The organism is Enterobacter sp. 03-F-07-AD-ECC (genome assembly GCF_047530935.1).
Lineage (GTDB): Bacteria > Pseudomonadota > Gammaproteobacteria > Enterobacterales > Enterobacteriaceae > Enterobacter > Enterobacter cloacae.
This window is the reverse complement of the sequence record NZ_JBLKBZ010000005.1, coordinates 33460-57157: the sequence shown is the minus strand read 5'-3', so window position 1 is coordinate 57157 and position 23698 is coordinate 33460. Positions and strand designations below refer to the sequence as shown.

Annotated in this window: 27 protein-coding genes and 3 tRNA genes; 11 read left to right on the top strand and 19 right to left on the bottom strand. The window is 52.5% G+C overall.

From position 1 onward, the window contains the following. The first annotated feature begins 19 nt into the window (after window positions 1-19). Window positions 20-358: a YecR family lipoprotein gene (gene yecR, locus ACMWKA_RS09665; RefSeq protein ID WP_013096039.1), complete on the top strand. Its 339-nt coding sequence runs from the start codon at window positions 20-22 to the stop codon at window positions 356-358. A 195-nt stretch (window positions 359-553) separates the two neighbouring features. Further along, window positions 554-1051 carry a non-heme ferritin gene (gene ftnA / locus ACMWKA_RS09660; RefSeq protein ID WP_058660512.1) on the top strand — a complete coding sequence of 166 codons (498 nt, stop codon included), beginning with the start codon at window positions 554-556 and terminating at the stop codon, window positions 1049-1051. 35 nt (window positions 1052-1086) lie between these two features. On the opposite strand, the gene ACMWKA_RS09655 is transcribed toward ftnA, so the two are convergent. Continuing rightward, window positions 1087-1428, bottom strand: coding sequence for a hypothetical protein (locus ACMWKA_RS09655; RefSeq protein WP_058660513.1), 342 nt, complete (start codon window positions 1426-1428; stop codon window positions 1087-1089). A gap of 249 nt (window positions 1429-1677) precedes the next feature. On the opposite strand from ACMWKA_RS09655, the gene tyrP reads away from it, so the two are divergent. Beyond that, window positions 1678-2889 carry a tyrosine transporter TyrP gene (gene tyrP / locus ACMWKA_RS09650; RefSeq protein WP_029882588.1) on the top strand — a complete coding sequence of 404 codons (1212 nt, stop codon included), beginning with the start codon at window positions 1678-1680 and terminating at the stop codon, window positions 2887-2889. A 31-nt stretch (window positions 2890-2920) separates the two neighbouring features. On the opposite strand, the gene ACMWKA_RS09645 is transcribed toward tyrP, so the two are convergent. Beyond that, entirely contained in the window at window positions 2921-3589 is a 669-nt protein-coding gene (locus ACMWKA_RS09645; protein ID WP_029882587.1) for a YecA family protein, read from the bottom strand. Window positions 3590-4011: 422 nt separating this feature from the next. On the opposite strand from ACMWKA_RS09645, the gene ACMWKA_RS09640 reads away from it, so the two are divergent. From ACMWKA_RS09640 to ACMWKA_RS09610, 7 genes are all read left to right on the top strand, one after another. Beyond that, window positions 4012-5133 (top strand): branched-chain amino acid ABC transporter substrate-binding protein, encoded by a 1122-nt coding sequence (locus ACMWKA_RS09640; protein WP_029882586.1) that lies wholly within the window; start codon window positions 4012-4014, stop codon window positions 5131-5133. A gap of 99 nt (window positions 5134-5232) precedes the next feature. Continuing rightward, window positions 5233-6147 (top strand): ABC transporter permease subunit, encoded by a 915-nt coding sequence (locus tag ACMWKA_RS09635; protein WP_414760158.1) that lies wholly within the window; start codon window positions 5233-5235, stop codon window positions 6145-6147. A gap of 11 nt (window positions 6148-6158) precedes the next feature. Next, on the top strand, window positions 6159-7433 hold the full coding sequence (gene livM / locus ACMWKA_RS09630) for a high-affinity branched-chain amino acid ABC transporter permease LivM (protein WP_414760157.1): 1275 nt from the start codon (window positions 6159-6161) through the stop codon (window positions 7431-7433). Next, window positions 7430-8305 (top strand): ABC transporter ATP-binding protein, encoded by an 876-nt coding sequence (locus ACMWKA_RS09625; protein WP_029882584.1) that lies wholly within the window; start codon window positions 7430-7432, stop codon window positions 8303-8305. Before livM ends, ACMWKA_RS09625 begins: the two co-directional genes overlap by 4 nt. Then, entirely contained in the window at window positions 8302-9018 is a 717-nt protein-coding gene (locus tag ACMWKA_RS09620; RefSeq protein ID WP_013096030.1) for an ABC transporter ATP-binding protein, read from the top strand. The genes ACMWKA_RS09625 and ACMWKA_RS09620 overlap by 4 nt, the downstream gene beginning before the upstream one ends. Window positions 9019-9172: 154 nt before the next feature. Further along, window positions 9173-9655 (top strand): Hcp family type VI secretion system effector, encoded by a 483-nt coding sequence (locus tag ACMWKA_RS09615; protein ID WP_013096029.1) that lies wholly within the window; start codon window positions 9173-9175, stop codon window positions 9653-9655. Continuing rightward, window positions 9652-10131 carry a DUF2778 domain-containing protein gene (locus tag ACMWKA_RS09610; protein ID WP_414760156.1) on the top strand — a complete coding sequence of 160 codons (480 nt, stop codon included), beginning with the start codon at window positions 9652-9654 and terminating at the stop codon, window positions 10129-10131. The genes ACMWKA_RS09615 and ACMWKA_RS09610 overlap by 4 nt, the downstream gene beginning before the upstream one ends. Before the next feature lie 329 nt (window positions 10132-10460). Here ACMWKA_RS09610 and ACMWKA_RS09605 read toward each other — a convergent pair. The 6 genes from ACMWKA_RS09605 to uvrY all read right to left on the bottom strand — a co-directional run bounded on the left by ACMWKA_RS09605 (window position 10461) and on the right by uvrY (window position 13999). Next, window positions 10461-10547: transfer RNA gene (locus ACMWKA_RS09605), tRNA-Leu, on the bottom strand. A 12-nt stretch (window positions 10548-10559) separates the two neighbouring features. Then, a tRNA-Cys gene (locus ACMWKA_RS09600) sits at window positions 10560-10633 on the bottom strand. A 47-nt stretch (window positions 10634-10680) separates the two neighbouring features. Then, window positions 10681-10756 (bottom strand) — tRNA-Gly (locus tag ACMWKA_RS09595). Window positions 10757-10908: 152 nt separating this feature from the next. Further along, complete coding sequence (pgsA, locus tag ACMWKA_RS09590; RefSeq protein ID WP_013096028.1) at window positions 10909-11457, bottom strand: CDP-diacylglycerol--glycerol-3-phosphate 3-phosphatidyltransferase; 549 nt, start codon at window positions 11455-11457, stop codon at window positions 10909-10911. A 56-nt stretch (window positions 11458-11513) separates the two neighbouring features. Next, window positions 11514-13346, bottom strand: a complete 1833-nt coding sequence (uvrC, locus tag ACMWKA_RS09585; RefSeq protein ID WP_013096027.1) for an excinuclease ABC subunit UvrC — start codon at window positions 13344-13346, stop codon at window positions 11514-11516. Next, window positions 13343-13999, bottom strand: a complete 657-nt coding sequence (uvrY, locus tag ACMWKA_RS09580) for a UvrY/SirA/GacA family response regulator transcription factor (protein WP_013096026.1) — start codon at window positions 13997-13999, stop codon at window positions 13343-13345. Before uvrY ends, uvrC begins: the two co-directional genes overlap by 4 nt. Window positions 14000-14465: 466 nt before the next feature. Here uvrY and ACMWKA_RS09575 point away from each other — a divergent pair, with 466 nt between their 5' ends. Next, on the top strand, window positions 14466-14690 hold the full coding sequence (locus ACMWKA_RS09575; protein ID WP_013096025.1) for a DUF2594 family protein: 225 nt from the start codon (window positions 14466-14468) through the stop codon (window positions 14688-14690). A gap of 64 nt (window positions 14691-14754) precedes the next feature. Here ACMWKA_RS09575 and sdiA read toward each other — a convergent pair whose 3' ends face one another. The 11 genes from sdiA to ACMWKA_RS09520 form a co-directional block, all read right to left on the bottom strand. After that, window positions 14755-15477: a transcriptional regulator SdiA gene (gene sdiA / locus ACMWKA_RS09570; protein ID WP_058650820.1), complete on the bottom strand. Its 723-nt coding sequence runs from the start codon at window positions 15475-15477 to the stop codon at window positions 14755-14757. A gap of 221 nt (window positions 15478-15698) precedes the next feature. Next, window positions 15699-16451 (bottom strand): L-cystine ABC transporter ATP-binding protein TcyN, encoded by a 753-nt coding sequence (tcyN, locus tag ACMWKA_RS09565; RefSeq protein ID WP_414760155.1) that lies wholly within the window; start codon window positions 16449-16451, stop codon window positions 15699-15701. Beyond that, a complete protein-coding gene (gene tcyL / locus ACMWKA_RS09560) occupies window positions 16448-17116 on the bottom strand; it encodes a cystine ABC transporter permease (RefSeq protein WP_013096022.1) in 669 nt (222 codons plus the stop codon). Before tcyL ends, tcyN begins: the two co-directional genes overlap by 4 nt. Before the next feature lie 21 nt (window positions 17117-17137). Beyond that, the gene (dcyD, locus tag ACMWKA_RS09555; protein ID WP_414760154.1) at window positions 17138-18124 is read right to left on the bottom strand and encodes a D-cysteine desulfhydrase; all 987 of its coding nucleotides are present in this window, start codon (window positions 18122-18124) and stop codon (window positions 17138-17140) included. 107 nt (window positions 18125-18231) lie between these two features. Further along, window positions 18232-19032: a cystine ABC transporter substrate-binding protein gene (gene tcyJ / locus ACMWKA_RS09550; protein WP_013096020.1), complete on the bottom strand. Its 801-nt coding sequence runs from the start codon at window positions 19030-19032 to the stop codon at window positions 18232-18234. 86 nt (window positions 19033-19118) lie between these two features. Continuing rightward, the gene (fliZ, locus tag ACMWKA_RS09545) at window positions 19119-19670 is read right to left on the bottom strand and encodes a flagella biosynthesis regulatory protein FliZ (RefSeq protein ID WP_414760153.1); all 552 of its coding nucleotides are present in this window, start codon (window positions 19668-19670) and stop codon (window positions 19119-19121) included. 54 nt (window positions 19671-19724) lie between these two features. Next, a complete protein-coding gene (locus ACMWKA_RS09540) occupies window positions 19725-20444 on the bottom strand; it encodes an RNA polymerase sigma factor FliA (protein WP_013096018.1) in 720 nt (239 codons plus the stop codon). 148 nt (window positions 20445-20592) lie between these two features. After that, window positions 20593-21330, bottom strand: coding sequence for a class I SAM-dependent methyltransferase (locus ACMWKA_RS09535; RefSeq protein ID WP_023622419.1), 738 nt, complete (start codon window positions 21328-21330; stop codon window positions 20593-20595). Beyond that, a complete protein-coding gene (locus ACMWKA_RS09530) occupies window positions 21327-21779 on the bottom strand; it encodes a GNAT family N-acetyltransferase (protein WP_316372511.1) in 453 nt (150 codons plus the stop codon). The genes ACMWKA_RS09535 and ACMWKA_RS09530 overlap by 4 nt, the downstream gene beginning before the upstream one ends. Beyond that, window positions 21776-22741 (bottom strand): hypothetical protein, encoded by a 966-nt coding sequence (locus ACMWKA_RS09525; RefSeq protein WP_148790604.1) that lies wholly within the window; start codon window positions 22739-22741, stop codon window positions 21776-21778. The genes ACMWKA_RS09530 and ACMWKA_RS09525 overlap by 4 nt, the downstream gene beginning before the upstream one ends. Next, window positions 22735-23697, bottom strand: coding sequence for a glycosylase (locus ACMWKA_RS09520; protein ID WP_028028148.1), 963 nt, complete (start codon window positions 23695-23697; stop codon window positions 22735-22737). The genes ACMWKA_RS09525 and ACMWKA_RS09520 overlap by 7 nt, the downstream gene beginning before the upstream one ends. Window position 23698 lies beyond the last annotated feature (1 nt).

Below are 23698 nucleotides of genomic sequence, written 5' to 3'. Positions count from 1 at the left end.
CCTCCACTCAGAGCGAACCATGAAAAGAGTCTTCGTTGTCGGCACGGTCCTGCTGCTCGCGGGATGTAGCATCAACCGCCAGGCACAGGTGAGCAGTCTGGATGCGCCAAATGGCATAGTCCGCCTTGACTATGGTCAGGCCGCCCTGCAAAACGCCTGGTCTGATGAATATGTGAATAACGGCACCGCAACCAAAGCGTGCCAGGGCATGGGATATGCCACCGCCTCCTCCTATGGACAGCCCATTAAAACCTGCACCCTGATTAGCGGCTCACTGTGTCTGAACGAGAGCGTGACCATTCAGTACAAATGCATGGGTTATGCTGTTAAACCGGCCACCAGTAATCCGTGGTATTAATCTGCGCTGCCAGTTTTGGCTGGCAGCCCGTTAAAATAAATAATTCTCATTTATAAATATAAATATCGCCAATGCGTTTTATTCCCATTCGTATTTTTAAATGAACAAATATTTATTTTACGTTTTGCATATAATTAAATAACAAATTATAGTGTCGCTCATTGTGAACCAGAAATAATAAACCGGAGCGTCACCATGCTGAAAACTGAAATGATCGACAAGCTCAATGCACAAATGAATCTTGAGCTTTTTTCCTCCCTGCTCTACCAGCAGATGAGTGCCTGGTGCAGCTATCACAGCTTTGAAGGTGCCGCCGCGTTTCTGCGTCGTCACGCTCAGGAAGAGATGACCCACATGCAGCGTCTCTTTGATTATCTGACAGATACCGGCAGCCTGCCGCGCATTGATAACGTGGCATCACCGTTTGCGGAGTATGGCTCACTTGATGAACTCTTCCGCGCTACCTACGAGCACGAGCAGCTGATCACCCAGAAAATTAACGAACTGGTGCATGCGGCAATGACCAGCCAGGATTATCCAACCTTTAATTTCCTGCAGTGGTATGTGGCCGAACAACACGAAGAAGAGAAACTGTTTAAATCGGTTCTGGATAAATTATCGCTGGCCGGTAAAACCGGTGAAGGTCTTTACTTTATTGATAAAGAACTCTCTACGCTTGATACCCATAATTAATATCGATACGGCGCTGACTTTTAGCGCCGTATTTTTTACATGCAACCTGCGCAACTGGTGCAGCGCCAGTCATGCGGATTTACGGCCTGGAAAAAGTACCGGTAGTTTGCCGCCTCAAGCGGGATCCCGGCGTCGAAGAATAAATCCGTCAGCCAGTCCACGTTTTCGATTATCCACTCATCCTCTTTTAACCCCTGTGCAAAGGTCTCATCCTCAGGATCGATAATCGAATAAATCGCCCATGTGCCCATATCCTTTTCACGTCGGGATTCCGGCAACGTCAGCGCCGTATTATGCCAGCTGATGATCCAGTGGCCGTGACATAGCAAATTGCCTCCCCGGCTCCAGGCCGCTGTGAATGGATTTTCCCCCGCCATCAGACCCTCATTTTATTTTATGTTTTGCAATTTTTGTTTAAATTACGCCTGATTTTCACGCGATCCTATTGTCCTTATGAAGTAGCCTTACACCTCCTAAGGATCAGAGAGTTACCTGAAGTGCCTCGCCCGGCCAGAATCGTAAAGTTATAGTTACACCCCTTGTAACGGTGATTTGACGAAATACGGCTTTTCACTTACTCTGCGCCGCAGATTTTGTCGCGATCGTGAAGCGTTGTAGAGGAAAGCGTGAAAAACAGAACCCTGGGAAGTATTTTTATCGTCGCCGGAACGACGATTGGCGCAGGAATGCTGGCGATGCCGCTGGCCGCCGCGGGCGTCGGATTTGGCATGACATTACTGCTGCTGGGTACGCTCTGGGCATTAATGTGTTACACCGCGCTGTTGCTGCTTGAGGTTTATCAGCACGTCCCCGCCGATACCGGGCTGGGTTCGCTTGCGGCACGCTATCTGGGCCGTTACGGACAGTGGGTGACCGGCTTTAGCATGATGTTTCTGATGTACGCCCTGACCGCTGCGTATATCAGCGGTGCCGGGGAATTGATCGCTTCCAGCGTCAACGACGGGTTCGGTGCTGACATTACGCCAGCGACGGGGGCCATCTTCTTTACGCTCATCGGCGGCGGCGTAGTCTGTGTGGGCACCTCGCTGGTCGATCTGTTTAACCGTTTTTTATTCAGCGCCAAAATTCTTTTTCTGATTGTGATGCTGGTTCTGCTGGCACCGCATGTTCATAAGGTTAACCTGCTGACGCTGCCGCTGGAAAAAGGCCTGGCGCTTTCCGCGATCCCGGTCATTTTTACCTCATTTGGCTTCCACGGCAGTGTGCCAAGCATTGTCAGCTACATGAACGGTGATATTCGCAAGCTTCGCCGCGTGTTTGTTATCGGTAGCGCCATCCCGCTGATTGCCTACATTTTCTGGCAACTGGTGACGCTGGGCAGTATCGACTCTTCCACCTTTATTGGCTTGATGGCGGAACACGCCGGTCTGAACGGTTTCTTGCTGGCGCTGCGTGAAGTGGTAACTTCTCCACACGTTGAGCTGGCGGTGCATCTGTTTGCCGATCTGGCGCTGGCCACCTCCTTCCTGGGCGTGGCGCTCGGTCTGTTCGATTATCTGGCAGATCTGTTCCAGCGTCGCAATTCCGTCACCGGCCGCTTACAGACAGGGGCGATCACCTTTCTGCCTCCGCTGGCCTTTGCCCTCTTCTACCCGCGCGGGTTTGTCATGGCGCTGGGGTATGCGGGGGTGGCTCTATCCATCCTTGCCCTGCTGCTCCCTTCTCTGCTGGCGTGGAAGAGCCGCCAACAGCATGCCCGGCAAGGATACAGGGTGGCAGGTGGAAAGCCGCTGCTGTGCATTGTGTTTGCCTGCGGGGTCGTCATTATTCTGGTGCAATTTTTGATTGCGGCGGGAATGCTGCCGGAAGTGGGGTAAAAAAGAGGGGCTATCAACAGCCCCTTTTTTATCAGTGTAAGCAACAGCTCTTAAACTTCTTCCCGCTGCCGCACGGACACGGATCGTTACGCCCGACTTTTGTGCCGTTAACAATCGGTTTCTTCGCTTCCGGTTGCTGTGGGTTAGCAGACCAGTAGTCGTACAAACGCAGCGCCGCTGGCTGGATACGCTCAATGCTGGCGATGTACTCCTCTTCGCTCAACGCGTCCAGCTTCTCGCTGTTCTCTTCTGCGCCGTGAAGCGCGATGACATCCAGATCCGCTTTCAGCTCTTCTGGCAGTGCAGACCAGTCGGTCAACGACACGCCGCGCATATAGCCATAACACCACTCTTCCACCACGGTGTAGCTCTGGCCGTCCACGTCGTTATAACCAAACATCGGCTCAAACTGATCCGGGTATTCGCTCAGGCGCTCAGCAATGTCGTTCATATGCTTAAAGCAGAGATCGATAAAACGGTTCATTTCTCGATCGTTTTTCCAGCGCGGGATATATTTCTCGCCGCCCCATACCGCCACCAGCCAGGTGTCTGGCTCGACAACCACGGGGCCGGAAAGCACTGCCGTAAGCATGCCGTCCAGTTCGGACACGTCAATCACGGACGCATCGTCATGACCGTAAGACATTAACGTCTCTTCCAGCCACGCCATTTCGCTTTCATTTAATGGGCCTTCAGTCATTGCTGACACTCCTGATCAAAAAGGAAAGGATCCTAGCACATATCGTACGCCTTTCCCGGCGGAAGTTACGGGAATTATTGCTGCAAAAACGTGCAAATCGTGACCCTTGCACAACTTATGGGCTTTATTGTTAACGAGATGTGATCTCCGCTGTAATTTCAGTGCGTCCCGCAAGGCTGCGTACAACGGCGCTCTATACTCAACATGTCGCAACGCCGTCAACAGGTTAACCATTCTGGCAACGATTTTGCTTAATCTTCAGCACGCGACACTGCGCATGGAAACCTCGCCGTATTAAGCAGGATGCTGACCGTATCTTGTTCGTAAAATCATTTTTCTCGCTCGTGTTTTTGATTGGCTGCGCCGTCGGGCGTTCGGGTTTACACCGTGGTGCAAAAACCTCATTGCTAAGGAACACAATAATGTCGCTGAAATTAATCAGAACTCCTCTTTCTCTTGTGTTGGCCGGTTGTCTGGTGACGGCATTTTCCGCCCGGGCAGATATTGTCATTGGCGTGGCCGGGCCATTTACAGGCCCCAATGCCACCTACGGCGATCAGTACTGGCATGGCGCAACACAGGCAGCAGAGGACATTAACGCCGCAGGCGGGATCAACGGTGAAAAAATTAAGCTGGTTCAGGGAGATGATGCCTGCGAGCCCAAGCAGGCCGTTGCCGTCGCCAACCGTTTAGTCGACCAGGATAAGGTCAACGCGGTGGTCGGTCATTTCTGCTCCTCGTCCACCATGCCCGCCTCTGAGGTGTACAGCGACGCGGGGATCATCGCCATCACGCCTGGCTCCACCAACCCGCAGATTACCGAGCGCGGCATGAGCGATATGTTCCGCATGTGCGGCCGCGATGACCAGCAGGGTCAGGTCGCCAGCGATTTCATTATCGACAAGCTGAAAGCCAAACGGGTGGTGATCATTCATGACAAAGACACCTACGGTCAGGGGCTGGCGGACGCCACCAAAGCCGCACTGGCAAAACGCGGCGTGCAGGACGTAATGTACGAAGGGTTATCCCGCGGTGAAAAAGACTTTAACGCCCTGGTCACCAAAATTGGGGCGCAAAAACCGGATGTCGTCTTCTTCGGGGGCTGTCACCCTGAAGCCGGCCCGCTGGTTCGCCAGATGCGTGAACAGGGCGTGCAGGCAAAATTCTTCTCCGGCGACTGTATTGTCAACGAAGAGATGGTGACCGCGGCGGGAGGCCCCCAATATACCAACGGCATTTATATGACCTTCGGTAAAGATCCGCGCCTGATCCCGGACGGTAAAGCGGTAATTGAGAAATTCCGCGCCGGTAAATTCGAACCGGAAGGATACACCCTCTACTCCTATGCCTCCGTGCAGGCTATCGCCGCGGCATTCAAGGCGACGGGCGGCAAGGACTCAGCCAAAGCCAGCGAATGGCTGAAGGCTAATTCCGTCGATACGGTGATGGGCAAAAAAGCCTGGGACAGCAAAGGCGATCTGAAAGTCTCTGACTACGTGGTGTATCAGTGGGACGACAAAGGAAAGTATAAGGAAGTGCCGTAACGGGACGGAGTCACGCTCAACGTCGGCAGGGCCGCCTGCCGACGCAAACAACACATCAGGCTGCGCGGTTTGCGCGGCCGTTATAAAGAGCGCGCTAAGATGAGTACATTCTTCCTGCAACAGTTAATTAATGGCTTAACGCTGGGCTCCGTCTACGGACTCATCGCCATCGGTTATACGATGGTGTACGGCATCATCGGCATGATTAACTTCGCCCACGGCGAAGTGTATATGATCTCTGCCTATCTCTGCGCGATTGGCCTGGCGCTGCTCTCCTTCTTCGGCCTGCAGTCGTTCCCTCTACTGATCCTCGGCACGCTGGTATTCACCATCGTGGTCACCGGAGTGTATGGCTGGACCATCGAGCGCATTGCCTATAAACCGCTACGCAACTCCACCCGTCTGGCGCCGCTGATCTCCGCCATCGGCATGTCGCTTATCCTGCAAAATTACGCGCAACTGAGCCAGGGGCCGCGTCAGCAAGGGGTTCCCACCATGCTGGACGGCGTGATTCGTCTGCATCTGGGAGAGGGGTTCGTGCAGATTACCTATACCAAAGTATTCATTCTGGTCGCCTCCTTCGCCGGGATGTTATTGCTCACCTGGATTATCAGCCATACCCGGCTGGGACGCATGTGTCGTGCGGTACAACAGGATCGAAAAATGGCCTCCATTCTGGGGATAAATACCGACAGGATTATTTCTCTGGTATTTGTCATCGGCGCGGCAATGGCCGGTCTGGCGGGGGTGCTCATTACCATGAATTACGGCACCTTTGATTTCTACGTCGGGTTTGTGATTGGTATCAAAGCCTTTACCGCTGCGGTGCTAGGAGGGATCGGCTCTTTGCCCGGCGCGATGCTCGGCGGGCTGATTCTGGGGGTGGCCGAAGGTCAATTTTCCGGCATGGTGAACTCGGACTACAAAGATGTGTTCTCGTTTGGGCTGCTGGTCATGATCCTGATTTTCCGCCCTCAGGGGCTGCTCGGCCGCCCTGTCGTGGCCAAAGTGTGAAGGAGAAAACGATGACATCAAACGGTTTCTCCCTCAAGCGCTGCCTGCTGGACGCGATGTTTTCCGGGCTGATCGCATTGATTATTTTTGGCCCGATTGCGGGCGTGGTGCTGGACGGATATAGCTTTAACTTTGCCGGACAGCGCCTGGCCTGGATGGTCGGCACAGTGATGGTTGGGCGTTTTCTGCTGAGCGTTTTTTTAAGTACCGCTGCCGGGGCCCGTTTTCAGGCGCGGTTCGAAGCCGACAGCGCGGGGGTATATGTTCGCCCGCCGGAATACAAAAGCCGTCTGCGCTGGGTTATTCCTCTGGCGATCGCCCTTGCGATCTGCTTCCCGTTCGTCGCCACCAAATACCTGCTGACGGTTGCTATCCTCGGTCTGATTTACGTCCTGCTCGGCCTCGGCCTGAATATCGTCGTGGGTCTGGCCGGACTGCTGGATCTGGGGTATGTCGCCTTCTACGCCATCGGCGCTTACGGGCTGGCGTTGGGGTATCAATATCTGGGACTCGGATTCTGGAGCATGCTGCCGCTGGCGGCAATTATGGCTGCGGCTGCCGGTGCCCTGCTCGGCTTCCCGGTGCTGCGCATGCACGGCGACTACCTGGCGATTGTGACGCTCGGGTTCGGGGAAATTATCCGTCTGGTGCTGAACAACTGGCTAACCTTCACCGGCGGGCCTAATGGCGTGTCAGCGCCGCCGCCTACGTTTTTCGGACTGGAGTTTGGTCGACGCGCCAAAGAAGGTGGCGTGCCATTTCATGAATTTTTCCATCTGACGTACAACCCGAATATGAAGTTTATCTTTATTTACGCGGTGCTGTTTCTGGTGGTGCTGCTGGTGCTTTATATCAAGCATCGCCTGACACGAATGCCAATTGGCCGGGCATGGGAAGCCCTGCGGGAAGATGAAATCGCCTGCCGCTCCATGGGCCTCAACCATGTGCTGGTTAAGCTTTCGGCCTTTACGCTGGGCGCGTCAACGGCCGGGATTGCGGGCGTGTTCTTTGCCACCTATCAGGGTTTTGTGAATCCAACCTCATTCACCTTTTTTGAATCTGCGCTGATCCTCGCCATCGTGGTACTGGGCGGCATGGGCTCTACGCTCGGAGTCGTACTGGCAGCCTTTGTGCTCACCGTGACACCCGAGCTGTTGCGCAGCTTTGCTGAGTATCGCGTCCTGCTGTTTGGCATGCTGATGGTGGTGATGATGATCTGGCGTCCGCGCGGGTTGATCCGCATTAACCGCAGCGGGTTTGCCGTGCGTAAGGGCGTGGCGCCATGAACGGAACGATTTTAAGCGTAGAGCACCTGATGATGCATTTTGGCGGGATCAAGGCGCTTAATGACGTCAATCTCGACGTGCAGCGCGGTTCGATTACCGCCCTTATCGGCCCAAACGGCGCTGGCAAAACCACCGTCTTTAACTGCCTGACCGGCTTCTATAAAGCGTCCGGCGGGAACATTCTGTTTAATGCACGCAACAGAACGACCAACGTCATTCAGGTACTCGGGCAAAAATTCCAGCCGGACGACTGGATTCACCCTGCACAGTTGGGGCAGCGCCTTTTCTATAAGATGTTTGGCGGGACGCATCTGGTTAACCGCGCCGGGCTGGCACGCACCTTCCAGAACATTCGTCTGTTCCGCGAGATGTCGGTCGTGGAAAACCTGCTGGTCGCACAGCATATGCGCGTTAACCGTAATTTGCTCGCCGGGATCCTCAATACCCCCGCTTACCGACGGGCAGAGAGCGACGCCCTGGACAGGGCCTTCTACTGGCTTGAGGTGGTGGATCTTGTGGAGTGTGCCAATCGCCTGGCGGGCGAGATGTCCTACGGCCAGCAGCGGCGTCTGGAAATCGCGCGCGCCATGTGCACCGGACCAGAGATGATCTGTCTGGATGAACCCGCCGCCGGGCTCAACCCGGTTGAAACGCACAAGCTGAGCAACATCATCCGTTTTCTGCGCGACCACCACGGCATTACGGTACTGTTGATTGAACACGATATGGGAATGGTGATGGAGATTTCGGACGACATCATTGTGCTCGACCATGGAGACGTCATCGCGAGGGGAAAACCCGAGCAGATCCAGCATGATGAAAAAGTGATCGCCGCATATCTGGGCACCGATGAAAGCGAGGTCAATCTATGAGCGAACCGATGCTGGCCTTTCGCGAGGTGGACGTGTTTTACGGCGTGATCCAGGCGCTGAAACAGGTAACACTTGAAGTAAACAAAGGGGAAACCGTGGCGCTGATAGGCGCTAACGGCGCGGGTAAATCGACATTACTGATGTCTATCTTCGGCCAGCCGCGTATTCGCAGCGGGCAGATCGTGTTTTGCGGAGAGGACATTAGCCATAAATCGACCCACTATGTCGCCTCCGAAGGCATTGCCCAGGCGCCGGAAGGACGACGCATTTTTCCCGATATGACCGTGGAGGAGAACCTGCTGATGGGGACCATCCCCATTGGCAGCCAGTTTGCAACGGAAGATATGCACACCATGTTTGACCTCTTCCCTCGCCTCAAAGAGCGGCGTAAACAGCGCGCGATGACCATGTCCGGCGGGGAACAGCAGATGCTGGCTATCGCCCGGGCGCTGATGAGCCGCCCTAAACTCCTGCTTCTGGATGAACCCAGCCTCGGCCTGGCGCCGATTGTGGTGAAACAGATCTTTCAGACGCTGCGCGAACTGGCCCGCAACGGGATGACCATTTTTCTGGTGGAGCAGAATGCGCACCACGCGCTGAAGCTTTCTGACCGCGGCTACGTGATGGTTAACGGGCAGATCCGCCTGAGCGGCAGCGGAGAAGAGTTACTGGGGAATCAGGAGGTGAGGAAGGCGTATTTGGGCGGGGTGTGATTTGATATGAAAGGAATCATTAAAAGTAATTTCATATAAATAACAATGAGATATTCACGACAGGTATAGCACGCAATGCCTTGAGACGGCCTGAGTTTGTTGATTTATTAGTCTCTGACAATCACGTCAAACTCACTGAAAAGGAGCTTTCAGAATGGCTATACCCGCATATCTTTGGCTTAAAGATGACGGCGGTGCAAACATTACAGGTTCTGTAGATGTTCAGCACCGTGAAGGTAGTATTGAAGTTCTTGGATTTGGACATGGTTTGCACCTTCCTACTGATAGCGCAACCGGAAAAATCACAGGTACACGAGTTCACTCCGCATTAAATTTTGAAAAAGAATTCGATTCATCAAGCCCATATCTTTATAAAGCTGTGGCGCATGGGCAAACGTTACAATCAGCGGAATTTAAGTGGTACAGAATTAACGACGCTGGGCAGGAAGTTGAATACTTCAATATGTATCTTGAAGGGGTAAAGGTAGTGTCTGTATGCCCCGTCATGCACGATGTGAAAGATCCTACGACTGAAAAGCACAACCATCTTGAAAGCATATCTTTGCGTTATGAACGCATAACCTGGAAGCACTGCGACGGCAATATTATTTTTACTGATTCTTGGGCAGACAGATGATCCGTTGCTATTTTCATATGAATAATGGGCAGCTATCGTCACTAAGTTGTCCTGGTGTGGGTTTTTTCGCCGCCTATTCAGGCAATAAAGGGAAGCACAGAAACAACCCAGATTCTATAGCAATCGCCAAAAGGGGGCCTCTTCCTCCGGGTAATTATTACATTGTTGTAAGATCTCGGGGTAATCTTAAAAACCGTACCAGAAATTGGATGAAATCAATTCGAAGCGGATCGGACCGTGACTTATGGTTTGCACTCTTGCGTGAAGATGAACGGATTGATGACACTACTTTTATAAATAAAGTTGAGCGAGGATCATTTCGTCTACACCCGGCAGGAAGCAGTGGCAACAGTGATGGGTGTATAACGCTTGTCTCTCTCAATGATTATATGGTGCTTTGGAGAGCGCTTGTCAGAACCCCATCAACGATGATCACCCCTCAACTACGTGCATTTGGCACTATACAGGTCTACTGATGAAACCCGTTCACTCAGTGCTTATCTGGCTTGCCGAATTGAGCTTCTTAAGCATTCTTTACTGTATATTCTGTTACTTCACGCCTGATTTGGAGCTATATGACTGGTATGTAGAAAAGTATGGGTTTGTTATCGAAGAGGATTTTCTGGATTACTACACATTAATTCTCTATTTGATAGCGATTGCAGTAACTACTGCATGTATATGGCTGATCGCCATCATACGAACAAAGAGATATTGATTAGCGCATTGTGAAAGAAATAAAAAAACCGCCTTAAGGGGCGGTTTCACGACACTGCTTATTGCTTTGATTATTCTTTGTTTCCCATGGTACCCGGAGTGGGACTTGAACCCACACAGCGCGAACGCCGAGGGATTTTAAATCCCTTGTGTCTACCGATTCCACCATCCGGGCTCGGGAAGAAAGTGGAGGCGCGTTCCGGAGTCGAACCGGACTAGACGGATTTGCAATCCGCTACATAACCGCTTTGCTAACGCGCCGTAAAACTTTTTCAAACTGACACCCGCTATCGCGCATGTCTTTAATCTGGAGCGGGAAACGAGACTCGAACTCGCGACCCCGACCTTGGCAAGGTCGTGCTCTACCAACTGAGCTATTCCCGCATGTCATCAAGTTAACTGCTAACCACTTGATTTCATTATCGTCCGGCTAACTGTGCCGCCGTTCGATGCGTTGCATTCTACTGATATGACGTGATGAGTCAACGTTATTTTTTGCATCCCCGGATCGTTTGCTGAAAATTACGGCGAAACGATCACTGTTCAAGCAAATCTCCGCGCGCCGCGTTCAAATATTGCAGCATTGACCACAGGGTCAGCACCGCGGCAACCCACAGTAGGCCGATTCCCGCCCACTCTACCCAGGCGTTCGGACGCCACAGCATCCAGACCAGCGCCGCCATTTGCGCGGTGGTTTTCACTTTACCGATCCAGGATACCGCCACGCTGCTGCGTTTACCCAGTTCAGCCATCCATTCACGCAGTGCAGAGATGATGATCTCGCGTCCAATCATGGTGGCGGCTGGCAGTGTCACCCACCAGGTGTGGTAATGTTCAGCCACCAGCACCATGGCAATAGCCACCATCACTTTATCGGCCACCGGATCGAGGAAAGCACCAAAACGGGTGCTTTGGTTCCAGCGGCGCGCCAGATAACCATCAAACCAGTCGGTGACCGCGGCAACAAGGAAAATCAGCGCGCAGGCAAAAGGGGCCCAGACAAACGGCAGATAAAACGCGAGTACAAAGAACGGGATAAGCACGACGCGAAAGAGAGTGAGCAACGTAGGGATGTTATATTGCATAATGACGGTAACTATTTGTTGTCAGTAAAATTTAGCTCTATGTTGCTACAGAGCCCTCAATGTTTCAACGAGTAGTAGATCTTTTCTGCCAGCCCTTGCGAAATACCCGGCACTTTTGCAATTTCCTCCATGCTGGCGTTGAGTAATCCTTGCAATCCGCCCATATACTTCAGCAGCATCTGGCGACGTTTTGGCCCAACGCCTTCAATGGTCTCCAGCGTGCTGGTGTTTTTCACCTTCGCCCGTTTTTTTCGGTGACCGCTAATGGCGTGATCGTGTGACTCATCGCGAATATGCTGAATAACATGCAGCGCCGGGGAATCCGGCGGCAGGCTAAAGCCCTCACCTTCCGGCTCGAAGAACAGCGTCTCCAGCCCGGCTTTACGATCGGCCCCTTTTGCCACCCCCAACAGCAGGGGATGGTTTTTATCCCAGCTTACATCCAGGGATTCAAAGACCGCCTTCGCCTGCCCGAGCTGCCCTTTCCCGCCGTCAATAAGGATCACATCCGGGATCTTGCTCTCTTCAATGGCTTTACCATAGCGACGGCGCAGCACCTGATTCATTGCCGCATAGTCATCCCCCGGGGTGATGCCGGTGATGTTGTAGCGACGATACTCAGCACGCAGCGGACCGTTCGCATCGAACACCACGCAGGAGGCAACGGTCTGCTCCCCCATGGTATGGCTGATGTCGAAACACTCCATGCGTTTCACTTCCGGCAATTTCAGCAGCGTCGCCAGGGCCGTTAAACGCTGGCTCACCGTCGACTGCTGGGAAAGTTTGGTGCTGAGCGCTGTCGCGGCATTGGTACGCGCCAGCTTCAGATAACGCGCACGGTCGCCGCGCGGTTTGGTCTGGACATTCACCCGGCGTCCCGCCAGCTCGGATAAAGAATCGGCCAGCAGGGTTTTATCGGCAAGGTTAAAATCAAGCAGGATCTCCGACGGCAGCGTGCGCATCTGGCTCCCCTGCAGATAAAACTGGCCGACAAAAGTTTCAACCACTTCACCCAGCTCCGTACCGCCTGGCACTTTCGGGAAATAGCTGCGGCTGCCGAGCACTTTGCCCTGACGAATAAACAGCACATGCACACAAGCCAGACCGGCATCAAAGGCAACGCCGATCACGTCGAGATCGTCACCGGTGTTCGAAACAAACTGTTTCTCCGTCACCCGGCGCACCGCCTGAATCTGGTCACGTATGCGCGCGGCCTCTTCAAACTCCAGCGCGGCGCTGGCTTTCTCCATACGGGCAATCAGTTGGGTAAGGACCTGATCGTCTTTACCGGCTAAAAACAGGCGCACGTACTCAACCTGCTGCGCGTACTCTTCTTCACTCACCAGCCCGGCGACGCAGGGCCCCAGACAGCGGCCAATCTGGTACTGCAGGCACGGGCGCGAGCGGTTACGGTAGACACTGTTTTCGCACTGACGAACAGGAAAGATTTTTTGCAGCAGCGCCAGCGTCTCACGCACGGCATAGCCGTTAGGAAACGGCCCAAAGTATTCACCCTTCGCATGTTTCGCACCACGGTGCATCGCGAGCCGGGGATGGGTATCACCGCTCAGAAAAATAAACGGGTAGGATTTATCATCCCGCAGCAGAACGTTATAGCGCGGCTGATAGAGCTTAATATAGTTGTGCTCAAGCAGGAGTGCTTCTGTCTCCGTATGGGTGACGGTGACATCAATATTCTGGATGAGCGCGACCAGCGCTTCAGTCTTACGGGAGGCAAGGTTGCTGCGAAAATAGCTGGAGAGGCGTTTCTTGAGATCTTTCGCCTTCCCCACGTAGATAACCGTACCGCCAGCGTCATACATGCGATAAACGCCAGGCTGGCTGGTCACGGTTTTCAGAAATGCTTTTGAATCAAATACATCACTCACTGACTTAATAACGTCTCCGCATTACACAGACCATGACGGATGGCAAGATGAGTCAGTTCAACATCACCGTGGATGTTCAGTTTACTGAACATCCGATAACGATAGCTGTTCACCGTTTTCGGGCTGAGATTCAGTTGCTCCGAGATCTCATTTACCTTCTGGCCTTTGGTGATCATCAGCATAATCTGCAATTCACGCTCAGACAAACTGGCAAACGGAGATTCGGTTTTCTCCGGCTCAATCTGGCTCAGCGCCATTTGTTGCGCAATGTCGGAAGCAATGTAACGCTGGCCGGCAAAGACGGAACGAATCGCATTCACCACTTCCTGCGGCGCGGCGCCTTTACTGAGGTAACCTGCCGCCCCTGCCTGCATCACCTTCGCAGGAAGCGGGTTTTCGGTATGTACGGTCAGCATGATGACTTTTGTGTCAACAAAGGTACGCGCGATTTTGCGTGTTGCTTCAAGCCCACCGATACCGGGCATGTTCATATCCATCAGCACCACATCGGCTGAATTGGTGCGGCACCATTTAACGGCATCTTCGCCACAGCACGCCTCACCGGCAACTTTAATACCTTTTATATCTTCAAGAATGCGTCGTATCCCTGCGCGCACCAGTTCGTGGTCATCAACAAGAAGGACGTTGATCAAAGGGAATGTCTCCAGAATAGGGATAACGCTACTGAGTGATAATTGGCTTTATATTAACGTTTTTCCTCACAAGATTAAAACGTTAAAAAACCGGCTATTCGATTTCGCTCGCGTTTTTGGAAATTAGCCTGTACAGATGCTGGAAAGAAAGCCCGCGCGGTGAGCGCTTGTACGGCTTTTTTTAAGCATCTGTATTCAAAAGGTTACAAAAATCGCTGCCCCGTCACGGTCAAAAAAACAGTTCTCAAATTTTTGTAACAATAATTAACGGCAAGCGAACCGGCCATAAACAATTAATAATCTTCGACCCTGTACAGTTTACTGGCACGCGGTGTTTATGCAAATAAACACCCTGCGGAAAAGTATGAAAAACAACCGCTGCATTTTTTGGAACAGCTTGTGGTATACTCCGCCGCCTTGACTTGCATCATCGCGCGCGAGCGCTGTTTTATAACGAGGAAAATAAATGAGCACACCTGAATTTGCAACTGCGGAGAATAGCCAGGAACTGGCCCAGGAAGTCAACTGCCTGAAAGCCCTGCTGACGCTGATGTTACAGGCAATGGGTCAGGCTGACGCCGGACGTGTGATCATTAAAATGGAAAAGCAAATCGCGCAGATGGAAAACCAGGCTGAGTCAGCGGTATTTGCCAATACCGTTAAGCAAATTAAACAAGCCTACCGTCAGTAAAAAAACGGCTGAATGTGTTGCATTCAGCCGTTATCTCGTCTGGCACGCAGAACGTTCTCTCTGCTCAGATTAACCCTGTCGCCGCCGCGTAACACGCAATCTGCGTCTTGTTTGGCGCGTTGAATTTCTTCTGCATATTCTTCTGATGGAAGTTAACGGTATTCTCCGAGATAGAGAGAATGATCGCTATTTCCGCTGATGTCTTCCCTTCCGCAGTCCATTTCAGAATTTCCCGCTCACGTTTGCTGAATTTCATTTCGGGTGGCATCACCATCTCATCTTCAAAACGCAGCAGGCTGGTTAACGCCATTTGCAGCAGCATCTGCAACCGCAGCTCTAATTCTTCGCTGGTGACCGCGCCCGCCTGAACGCTGGTACACGAAACGGACAGGAAACCGAGCGCGTGATTTGGCAGCATCAGGCACTGTGTTATTCCCTTACGCAAGCCATGGTCGCGTGCGCCATTCCATAATGCCTCAGCATCCGCGAATAATTCATCCGTCCAGGGTAAATGGCCCTGAATGAAATTCTCCGGTTTGAGCACCGGATCAATGGCGAAATAATTCTCTGACTGATATTGCGCCATCCACCGTTGTGGATACGTGGCGTGTACAGATATCCTGGGGCGCGTAAATGGCACAGGATGGCGTACACAGAGTGCGTAATAATCAAATTCGAGCGCCTGAGTTTGTCGCTGTAGTTCCTGATATACCTCACTGGCACTGGTCAGTGCCTGAAACCGGAGGAAGCAATCCCGTCGCCAGGTGAAAAAGTCTGAATCCTTCATACTTACTAAATGAAGCCTCTGAAATGATATTCATTATTAAGGTGAATATAACCTAACACATAAAACTTATTTCTAACCACAAAATATCGGCAATAGCACAATTAACTTTAGTTTTGATAAGGTTTATCTGTACTGAGCGGAATAAAAAAACATAGCAGACGAAACCGCGAGAGAATAATTTGCTCCAGAAGAAAAATCTGGAGCAAATGCGTGCAAAAATGCTACTGCATAAGGAATTTTTCAAGGAATTGACGGGTTCGCGGCTGCTGCGGGTTGGCAAATAAATTTTTTGCCGGCCCCTGCTCCACAATCCGCCCTTGATCCATGAAAATAGCCCGGTCGGCGACGTCACGGGCAAAGCTCATTTCGTGAGTCACAATGACCATGGTGCGTTTTTCCTGTGCCAGCTGACGAATAGTGTTAAGCACCTCGCCCACCAGCTCAGGATCGAGCGCAGAAGTGGGTTCGTCAAAGAGGATCACATCCGGGCGCATTGCCAGCGCGCGGGCTATCGCCACACGCTGCTGTTGCCCGCCCGAAAGACGACGCGGGTAGCTGGTCTCTTTCCCTGCCAGCCCCACTTTGGCAAGCAGTTCACGCGCGCGTGCCGTGGCTTCCTCTTTTGGTTCACCTTTCACAATCACCGGACCTTCAATAATGTTCTCCAGCACCGTCCGGTGCGGGAACAGATTGAAGCTCTGGAAAACAAACCCCACGTGCTGGCGCAGCTGGCGGATCAGGCCTTTTTGCTGGCTGATGGATTTACCGGTATCAATGGTGATCTCCCCAACCCGAATGGTGCCTCCCTCCGGCTGTTCAAGCAGGTTAATGCTGCGCAGCAGCGTGGTTTTTCCTGAGCCGCTCGGGCCGATAATCGCCACCACTTCACCCTGCTCCACCTCCAGATCGATCCCGTGGAGCACCGTTTGCCCGTGGAATTTCTTCACCAGGTTTTTAACGTCGATAGCACTCATTTTGGATCACGCTCCTGGCGGTTAAGCTGGTTTTCAAAATAGTTTTGCAGGGCAGACAGCACCGTTGCCATCACCCAGTAGATCAGCGAGGCAGCGAGATACATGGTAAACACTTCAAGCGTGCGCGAGGTGATAAGCTGCGCCTGACGGAACAGCTCCGGCACCTGAATCGTCGCCGCCAGCGAGGTGTCTTTCACCAGGCTGATAAAGCTGTTGCTGAGCGGCGGCAACGCCACCCGCGCCGCCTGCGGCAGAATGGCCCGGCGCAAGGTTTGCCACGGTGTCATACCGATACTGGCTGCGGCTTCCCACTGCCCTTTATCAATCGACGAAATTGCCGCACGCAGGGTTTCCGAGGTATACGCCGCCGTATTAAGCGACAGACCAATCATCGCTGCCGGGATCGGGTCCAGTTCAATCCCGAACTGCGGTAAACCGTAGTAGATCATAAAGAGCTGCGCGATAAGCGGCGTACCGCGAAACACAGAGATATAAAAGCGAGCCAGCCAGCGCACCGGCCAGACGGGCGACATACGCATTAAGGCCAGCACAAACCCGAGTACCAGGCCGAAGAACATGCCACCAATACTGAGCTGTAAGGTGAACACCGCGCCTTTCAGCAGGAACGGCAGCGAATCGATAACCAGTTGAATACTTTCTTGCATTATTATTTTTCGACCTGATTTTTAGACATGAGGATGATAGGCAAACAGCGCGGGCGCGCCGCCGGTGTGCACAAATAAAATCGGGCCTTCATCCTTAAAGCGTTTCTGCGCAATGCCATCAATAAGCCCGGCCATCGCTTTGCCCGTATAGACCGGATCCAGCAGTATGCCTTCAAGGCGCGCCAGCAGTTTAACCGCTTCCATTCCCTCTTCGTTCGGTGTGCCGTAACCCGGCGCAAAATAGTCGTCCCAGAGCAGAATATCGGCCTTTGCCTTCAGCTCCAGCTGCTCTGCCACCGCCTGCTGCAAGCTCAGCACTTTGGGTTTCTGATCTGCAACGCTGCGCGATACCGTCACACCAATCAGCTCAACGTCCGGCAGCAGGTGCTCCAGCCCGACGGCCAGCCCCGCGTGCGTACCTGCACTGCCAGAGACAACCACCACTGACGAGAGGCTCACCGCCCCTTCGCACTGCTGAGCAATCTCCAGCGCGCTTTCCACATACCCCATCGCACCCAGCGCATTCGAGCCGCCCACCGGAATGACATACGGACGAAAGCCCTGTGCTTCAAGGCGTGTGGCCAGCTCATCGAGCTGTGCGGTCGGGTCGGTCAACGCATCGACCATTTCAACCTGCACGTTAAAGAGATCTAGCAGCAAACGGTTGCCGTTGGTCAGGTAGTTCTCTGCCCGTGTACCGATTGGGTTTTCCAGCAACGCCACGCAGTGCAGCCCAAGTTTTGCCGCCACCGCCGCCGTCTGGCGAACGTGGTTGGACTGAATCGCCCCTGCGGTGACGAGCGTATCCGCCCCTTCACGCAGCGCGTCAGCCGCCAGAAACTCCAGTTTGCGCAGCTTATTGCCCCCCATCGCCATTGGCGTCACGTCATCACGCTTAATAAAAATATCGCGTCCTAAATAGTCAGAAAATCGCGGCAGATACTCCAGCGGCGTCGGCGCGCCGATAAACTCCAGGCGGGGAAAGCGCGTTAAATTCTGTAGTGACATGGGTTCTCCGGTAACTCAGACAAAATGTGATATTTTTCATTATGCACGCAGACGCGTAAGAAATAAAAAAGGCGCTTTTAAAAGCGCCTTTTTTTAACGTCAAAGACTTATTTGGTGACGTCTGCCCCAAACCACTTCTCAGAAAGCGCTTTCAGGCTGCCGTCTTTTTGCATATCCGCAATGGCGGAGTCGATCGCCTTGACCAGGTCTTCATTACCTTTACGGACAGCAACCCCGGATTCCTGACGAGAGAACGCATCACCGGCGACCGCCAGGGTGTTGTTGGTTTTCTTCACCAGATCCAGTGCCGCCAGACGGTCAACCAGGATGGCATCGATACGGCCAACGCGGAGATCCTGGTATTTTGTCGGGTCATCATCATAGGTGCGGATATCCACACCCTGAACGTTCTGGCGCAGCCACTCTTCGTAGTTGGTTCCCAGACCGACACCGACTTTTTTACCTTTCAGATCCGCGGCCGTTTTGATTGAGCCTTCGTTGCCTTTCTTCACCAGCGCCTGGATACCGGACACGGTGTACGGCGTGGAGAAGTCATACTTCTTCTTACGCTCGTCAGAAATGGTCACCTGGTTAATCACCACATCAATACGTTTGGAATCCAGCGACGCCAGCATACCGTCCCATTTGGTCGGTTTCAGGGACGCTTTCACGCCAAGGTGTTTCGCCAGTTCTTCTGCAAATTCCACTTCGAAACCGGTCAGTTTACCGTCATCACCCTGGAAGCTGAACGGAGGATAGGTTCCTTCCAGCCCGACCAACAGCGTACCGCGCTCTTTCACTTTGTTAAGCAGGTTCTCTGCGGCGAAGGTTTTCACGCTCATTCCCGCGACCAGCGCAACGGCCATAACGCCCATCAGCGCCTGACGACCCAGAAGTGCTAATTTCATAAGTACCCCGATATAGTGGAATTTTTGTGTAGTGTAGAGAAATCGCCTGCAAGGTCAAAGGCGACTGCGCTACATCTTATTCTTTTTTAATATATATCAGAAGTTGTCCCGGCGTGGGCTTTCTGCTTTACCGCCGCCGGCATTTGGACCTTATATTGTGCGTACTTGCGCAGCGCAATACGGTAGTTATTGGTACTGGTCGCAGGCAGCCACGGCTCCAGGTTTTCATCCAGATAGCCGGTCTTGAGCAGATCGCGGGAAATGTTATTCACGGTCAGATGTTGCCCGAGGCGACGCAGGCGAACTACGTATTCGCGAACGGTCCCGTGACTCATCTCGGTCTGTTCAAACAGGAACTGTTTGAAACCGATAATATCGAAGAAGTCGCTTTGCTCTTTGCAGTGGAGATCGCCACAGAAACGGCAAAGCGCCACCCACTCTTTCTGCTCTTCGAGCCACGCGGCTTCGTCCATCAACGTGTCGAGACGAGAAATCGCAATTTTATTGACGATTTCGCCACGACGAACCAGCGTGATACGATCGAGTAACTTGTTACAGTGGGCGCAATGCGTCTGGCTGTGTTTAAAGTCTTTCAGGTAGCGGCTTAAAGGCCGTTTTTTAGATTGCTGCACCGTCATGATAACTCCTGGTTGTCAATACGTTGTGCGGCATTTTTCAGGTGAATCAATCACCTATAACTTACCCAGCTTGGTTCGTAAGCGTTTAATGGCCTGGCTGTGCAACTGGCTTACCCGCGACTCTCCCACTTCCAGAACAGCGCCAATCTCTTTGAGATTAAGCTCTTCCTGATAATAGAGGGTTAACACCAGCTGTTCGCGCTCTGGCAAAGCTTCAATGGCTTCCATCACGCGCTGGCGTAAATTACCTTCCATTAAATGGTGTAACGGGTTTTCTTGCTGATGCTCATCCGTCACCAGCTCGATGCTATCGCCATGCTCTTCGCGCCACTCGTCATAAGAGAAGAGTTGGCTATTATTGGTATCGAGCAACATCTGACGATACTCTTCAACAGGAATACCAAGCCGTTCCGCCACTTCCGTTTCCGTCGCGTTGCGTCCCAGTTCCTGTTCCAGCTGCCCCATCGCATGCGCCACTTCGCGCGCGTTGCGGCGAACACTGCGCGGCACCCAGTCCCGGCTGCGCAGCTCGTCCAGCATCGCACCACGAATACGCTGAACTGCGTAAGTGGTAAATGCCGTTCCTTGCAGAGCGTCGTATCGGTCAACTGCATTCAATAACCCGATACCGCCCGCCTGTAGCAGATCGTCCAGTTCCACGCTCGCCGGCAAACGCACCTGGAGGCGCAATGCTTCGTGACGCACCAGCGGGACATAACGCTGCCACAGCGAGTGTTTATCCATTACACCTTCAGCGGTATAGAGTGAATTCACGATAAACAGCCCTGCGTTAGTTGAGTTATCGGCATGATTATCCGATTCTGCAGGGCGTTCAATTGGATGAATAGTGGGTAAAATAAGGGGTTATTTGGGGGTTACCGATGCATGTCGGGATAACATGCATCCTGCAGCAGGAATAACGTCAGCCTTTTTTACACAGCAAGAATATGCTTGAACATAAATCAGGGTATTGATGGCCTAACTCGTAGCAGCCCTCAAGATATTGCGTCGAGATGATATCCGTCTGTAAAAGTTTATCCCACTGGAAATTAGCCAGCGCTTTGAAAAAAATACCTGTGCGATAAACCACATTCAGTCCGGCAAGACGGGCATCTCTCTCAAGCGTATCCAGAGAATAAGTGCAACGATGGCCATGGAGAAACTCGGCCTCCGTCACCGCACTATTATGCGAGATTAATCCCATTTTGACCGCAATCTGTCGGGAAGCGGCATGCGCATTGGGACACACCAGAAAAAGGTGTCCGTCATCCGTTAGCCATTCATCATTAATGCGTTTTAAGAGGTTAACGGGATCGTCAATATGCTCCAGCACATGGGTGAGAACAATATTGTCATAACGCTCAGGAAGTTGAACATCCTCAAAGCGGGAATGGACAAACGAGACATTTTTTCCCAGGCGCTCACGGGCGATGGTCATCGCCTCTTCGGAAGCTTCCACGCAGGTGATGGCGTTAAATTTTTCAGCCAGGCGTGCGGTGAAATCACCTTTAAAACTACCCAGTTCAAGTAAATTACCCGGCTTAAAGAACGGTGTGAACGCACGAATCATAAAAGGGTGCATCACATCAAAATCAAAGTTATAGGCGTACTGATGATCGGCAGTATCCTTGATTTCCAGATTGTAATCACGAAGGGTCATGTTGTTATCTCTCTCTGTAAAGTCATGGTTATCTTTGAACCGTTTGCTATTCCAAAGGTAAAACCATGCTTTAGATATAAACGTTGTGCCGACACGTTATTCTTATCGACTTCAAGATTAATTTCAGTCACACCCTGGGAGTGTAAATGTGCAATGCTTTGAATTAACAGCTGACTACCCATGCCGCAATGCTGAGCGTCCGGCAAAACGGAAACATTCGTAATAAATCCCTGCTGACGCTGCGCGTTATAATAGGCAGCCACCAGTCCGGTGAGCGTGTTGTTTTGCCAGGCTTCGCTTCGCCATGCCCGCGCCACTATTTTTTGGGCATAGTCCTGTAACGCTATTCTTTCGCTGATTGACGCAATAAATAGCGGGTCACACCGGTTAAAATGTTCGACTATCTCCTCACGAGAGGCGCGGTTTTGACAAAACACCCAGCGATTCATAACACCAGTTCCGCAAGGCCGAAGCCCGCTTTGCCAAACGCATTACCGTTATAAAGCAAGTAGACTTTTTCATCGCAGCGGAAAAGATGGGGATAGCACTGCATTTCGCTGTCCCAGTCATCCACGGACGCGAGCGACGCCATCTGGCTATCATCACGATGCCAATGGTGTAAATCATCAGACCAGGCATAGCCCAGACGATAACCGCGCCCCTGCCCAGTACGGAAGTCGAAACACTCCCGGAAGCAAAAGACCATATGATACCGGCCATTGATTTCAATCACCGTCGGCAGTGCCTGGCATTCGTCTTCCCCCAGCACCGAAGGAATGATTTGCTGGCTGTCACGCTGCCAGTTGATGCCATCGTCTGATTCCGCATGGGCAATTTTATAAATGCGGTCCGGCACCGATTCCGGCGTGCGCTTTTTCCAGCCCGTGCCAAAGATGTACCACATGTGGAAACGTTGACGGGTATGGATGACAAAGGCATCACCCACTAAGTGCGGCTCGTGCAATGAGGGGCCCATCACCGGCCCGGTACCGACACGGGTGAAGTGTTCGCCATTGTCTGTGCTTACTGCCAGACCAATGGCCGTATCAACCGAGACCGAAACGCGACGGTTCCACCCGGTTGTCCAGGCCATGATTTTGCCGTCGTGACGCAAAACGTTGCAGGGGAAAATACCGTGCTCGTCGAATGTGCCCAGTTCAGCAGGAGCAAGCACCGGCTCGGGACTGATGCGAAGCACCTCTCGCAGAGATTTATCCATATCCACATAGCAGACGCGGCTGATGAACTTTGCTGAGTGCTTTTCTTGCTCACGCGTTGAGAAGTAGATACGGACAAAGTCATCAAACACCAGCGCTTGCGGAGACTGGGCAAACCCTACCCCATTTGCCAGAGGAGGAAACTGTGCCGGCGAATAGATAAGTCCGTGCTTACGCCAGTTCAGGGTTAGCATAATTTGCCCTCCAGTTGTGCCAGGCCAAAGCCATAGCGGCCCACCTGATCCCCCAGATAAGCCATGTAAATAGTGCCATCTAGTTCAAATACGTGTGGGTAGCTGATCATCTCGGCATCCCACCCGGAGGCAGACACATCAATGCCAGCTTTACTGTCATCCCGATGCCACGTGATCATATCCAGACTCCACGCGTAGCCGATGCGGTAACCGTTCTGCTTTCCGCGATAATGGGCGCTGTAGCGGTAGCAAAAGAACATATGGTATTTGCCATTGGCGTAAAAGACATCCGGGCTGGCCTGCGCCTCGTCCTCTTCGATACGGCTGGGGATCAGATCTTTATTCAGCTTCGTCCAGTTGATGCCATCGTCAGAGGTCGCCATGCGGATCTTGTAGACCGGCTCTGCGCGGCCATCCACCCACTTCCATTTGCGCCCGGCGATATAAAAAAGCTGCCACTGGTTATTGAATCTGCGAATTTTTGGCCCACTCATCACAAACGGCTCATCCGGTGAGTAGCCAATTGCCGGTCCCGGGCCCGCTTTAACAAAGGTTTCCCCCTGGTCATGGCTCACCGCCATGCCAATTGCCACGTTAAACGGCACCGATTCGCAGCGGGTCCAGCCTGCATACCAGGCTTTTACCACATCGTTATCGCGCATTACGGAGACGGGATAGGTTCCAAATTCGTCGAACTCTCCGTATCCGCCCAACGGGAGAATCGGTTCGCGGGCGACGCGCAACACGTGGAAGAGATCGTCACGTGCCAAATCGACCCAGGCGGAGTAGCTGACATATTTTCCCTGTTCATCGGCGGGTGGACGGCAGGAGAAATAGACGCGTACGAAATCATCAAAGATCAGCGTCGCAGGGGCCTGCGCAAACTCTTTAAGCCAGGGGAGATGGGTCACTTCCTGCGGGGTAAAGACCTTACCCAATTTTTTCCATGTAAACATA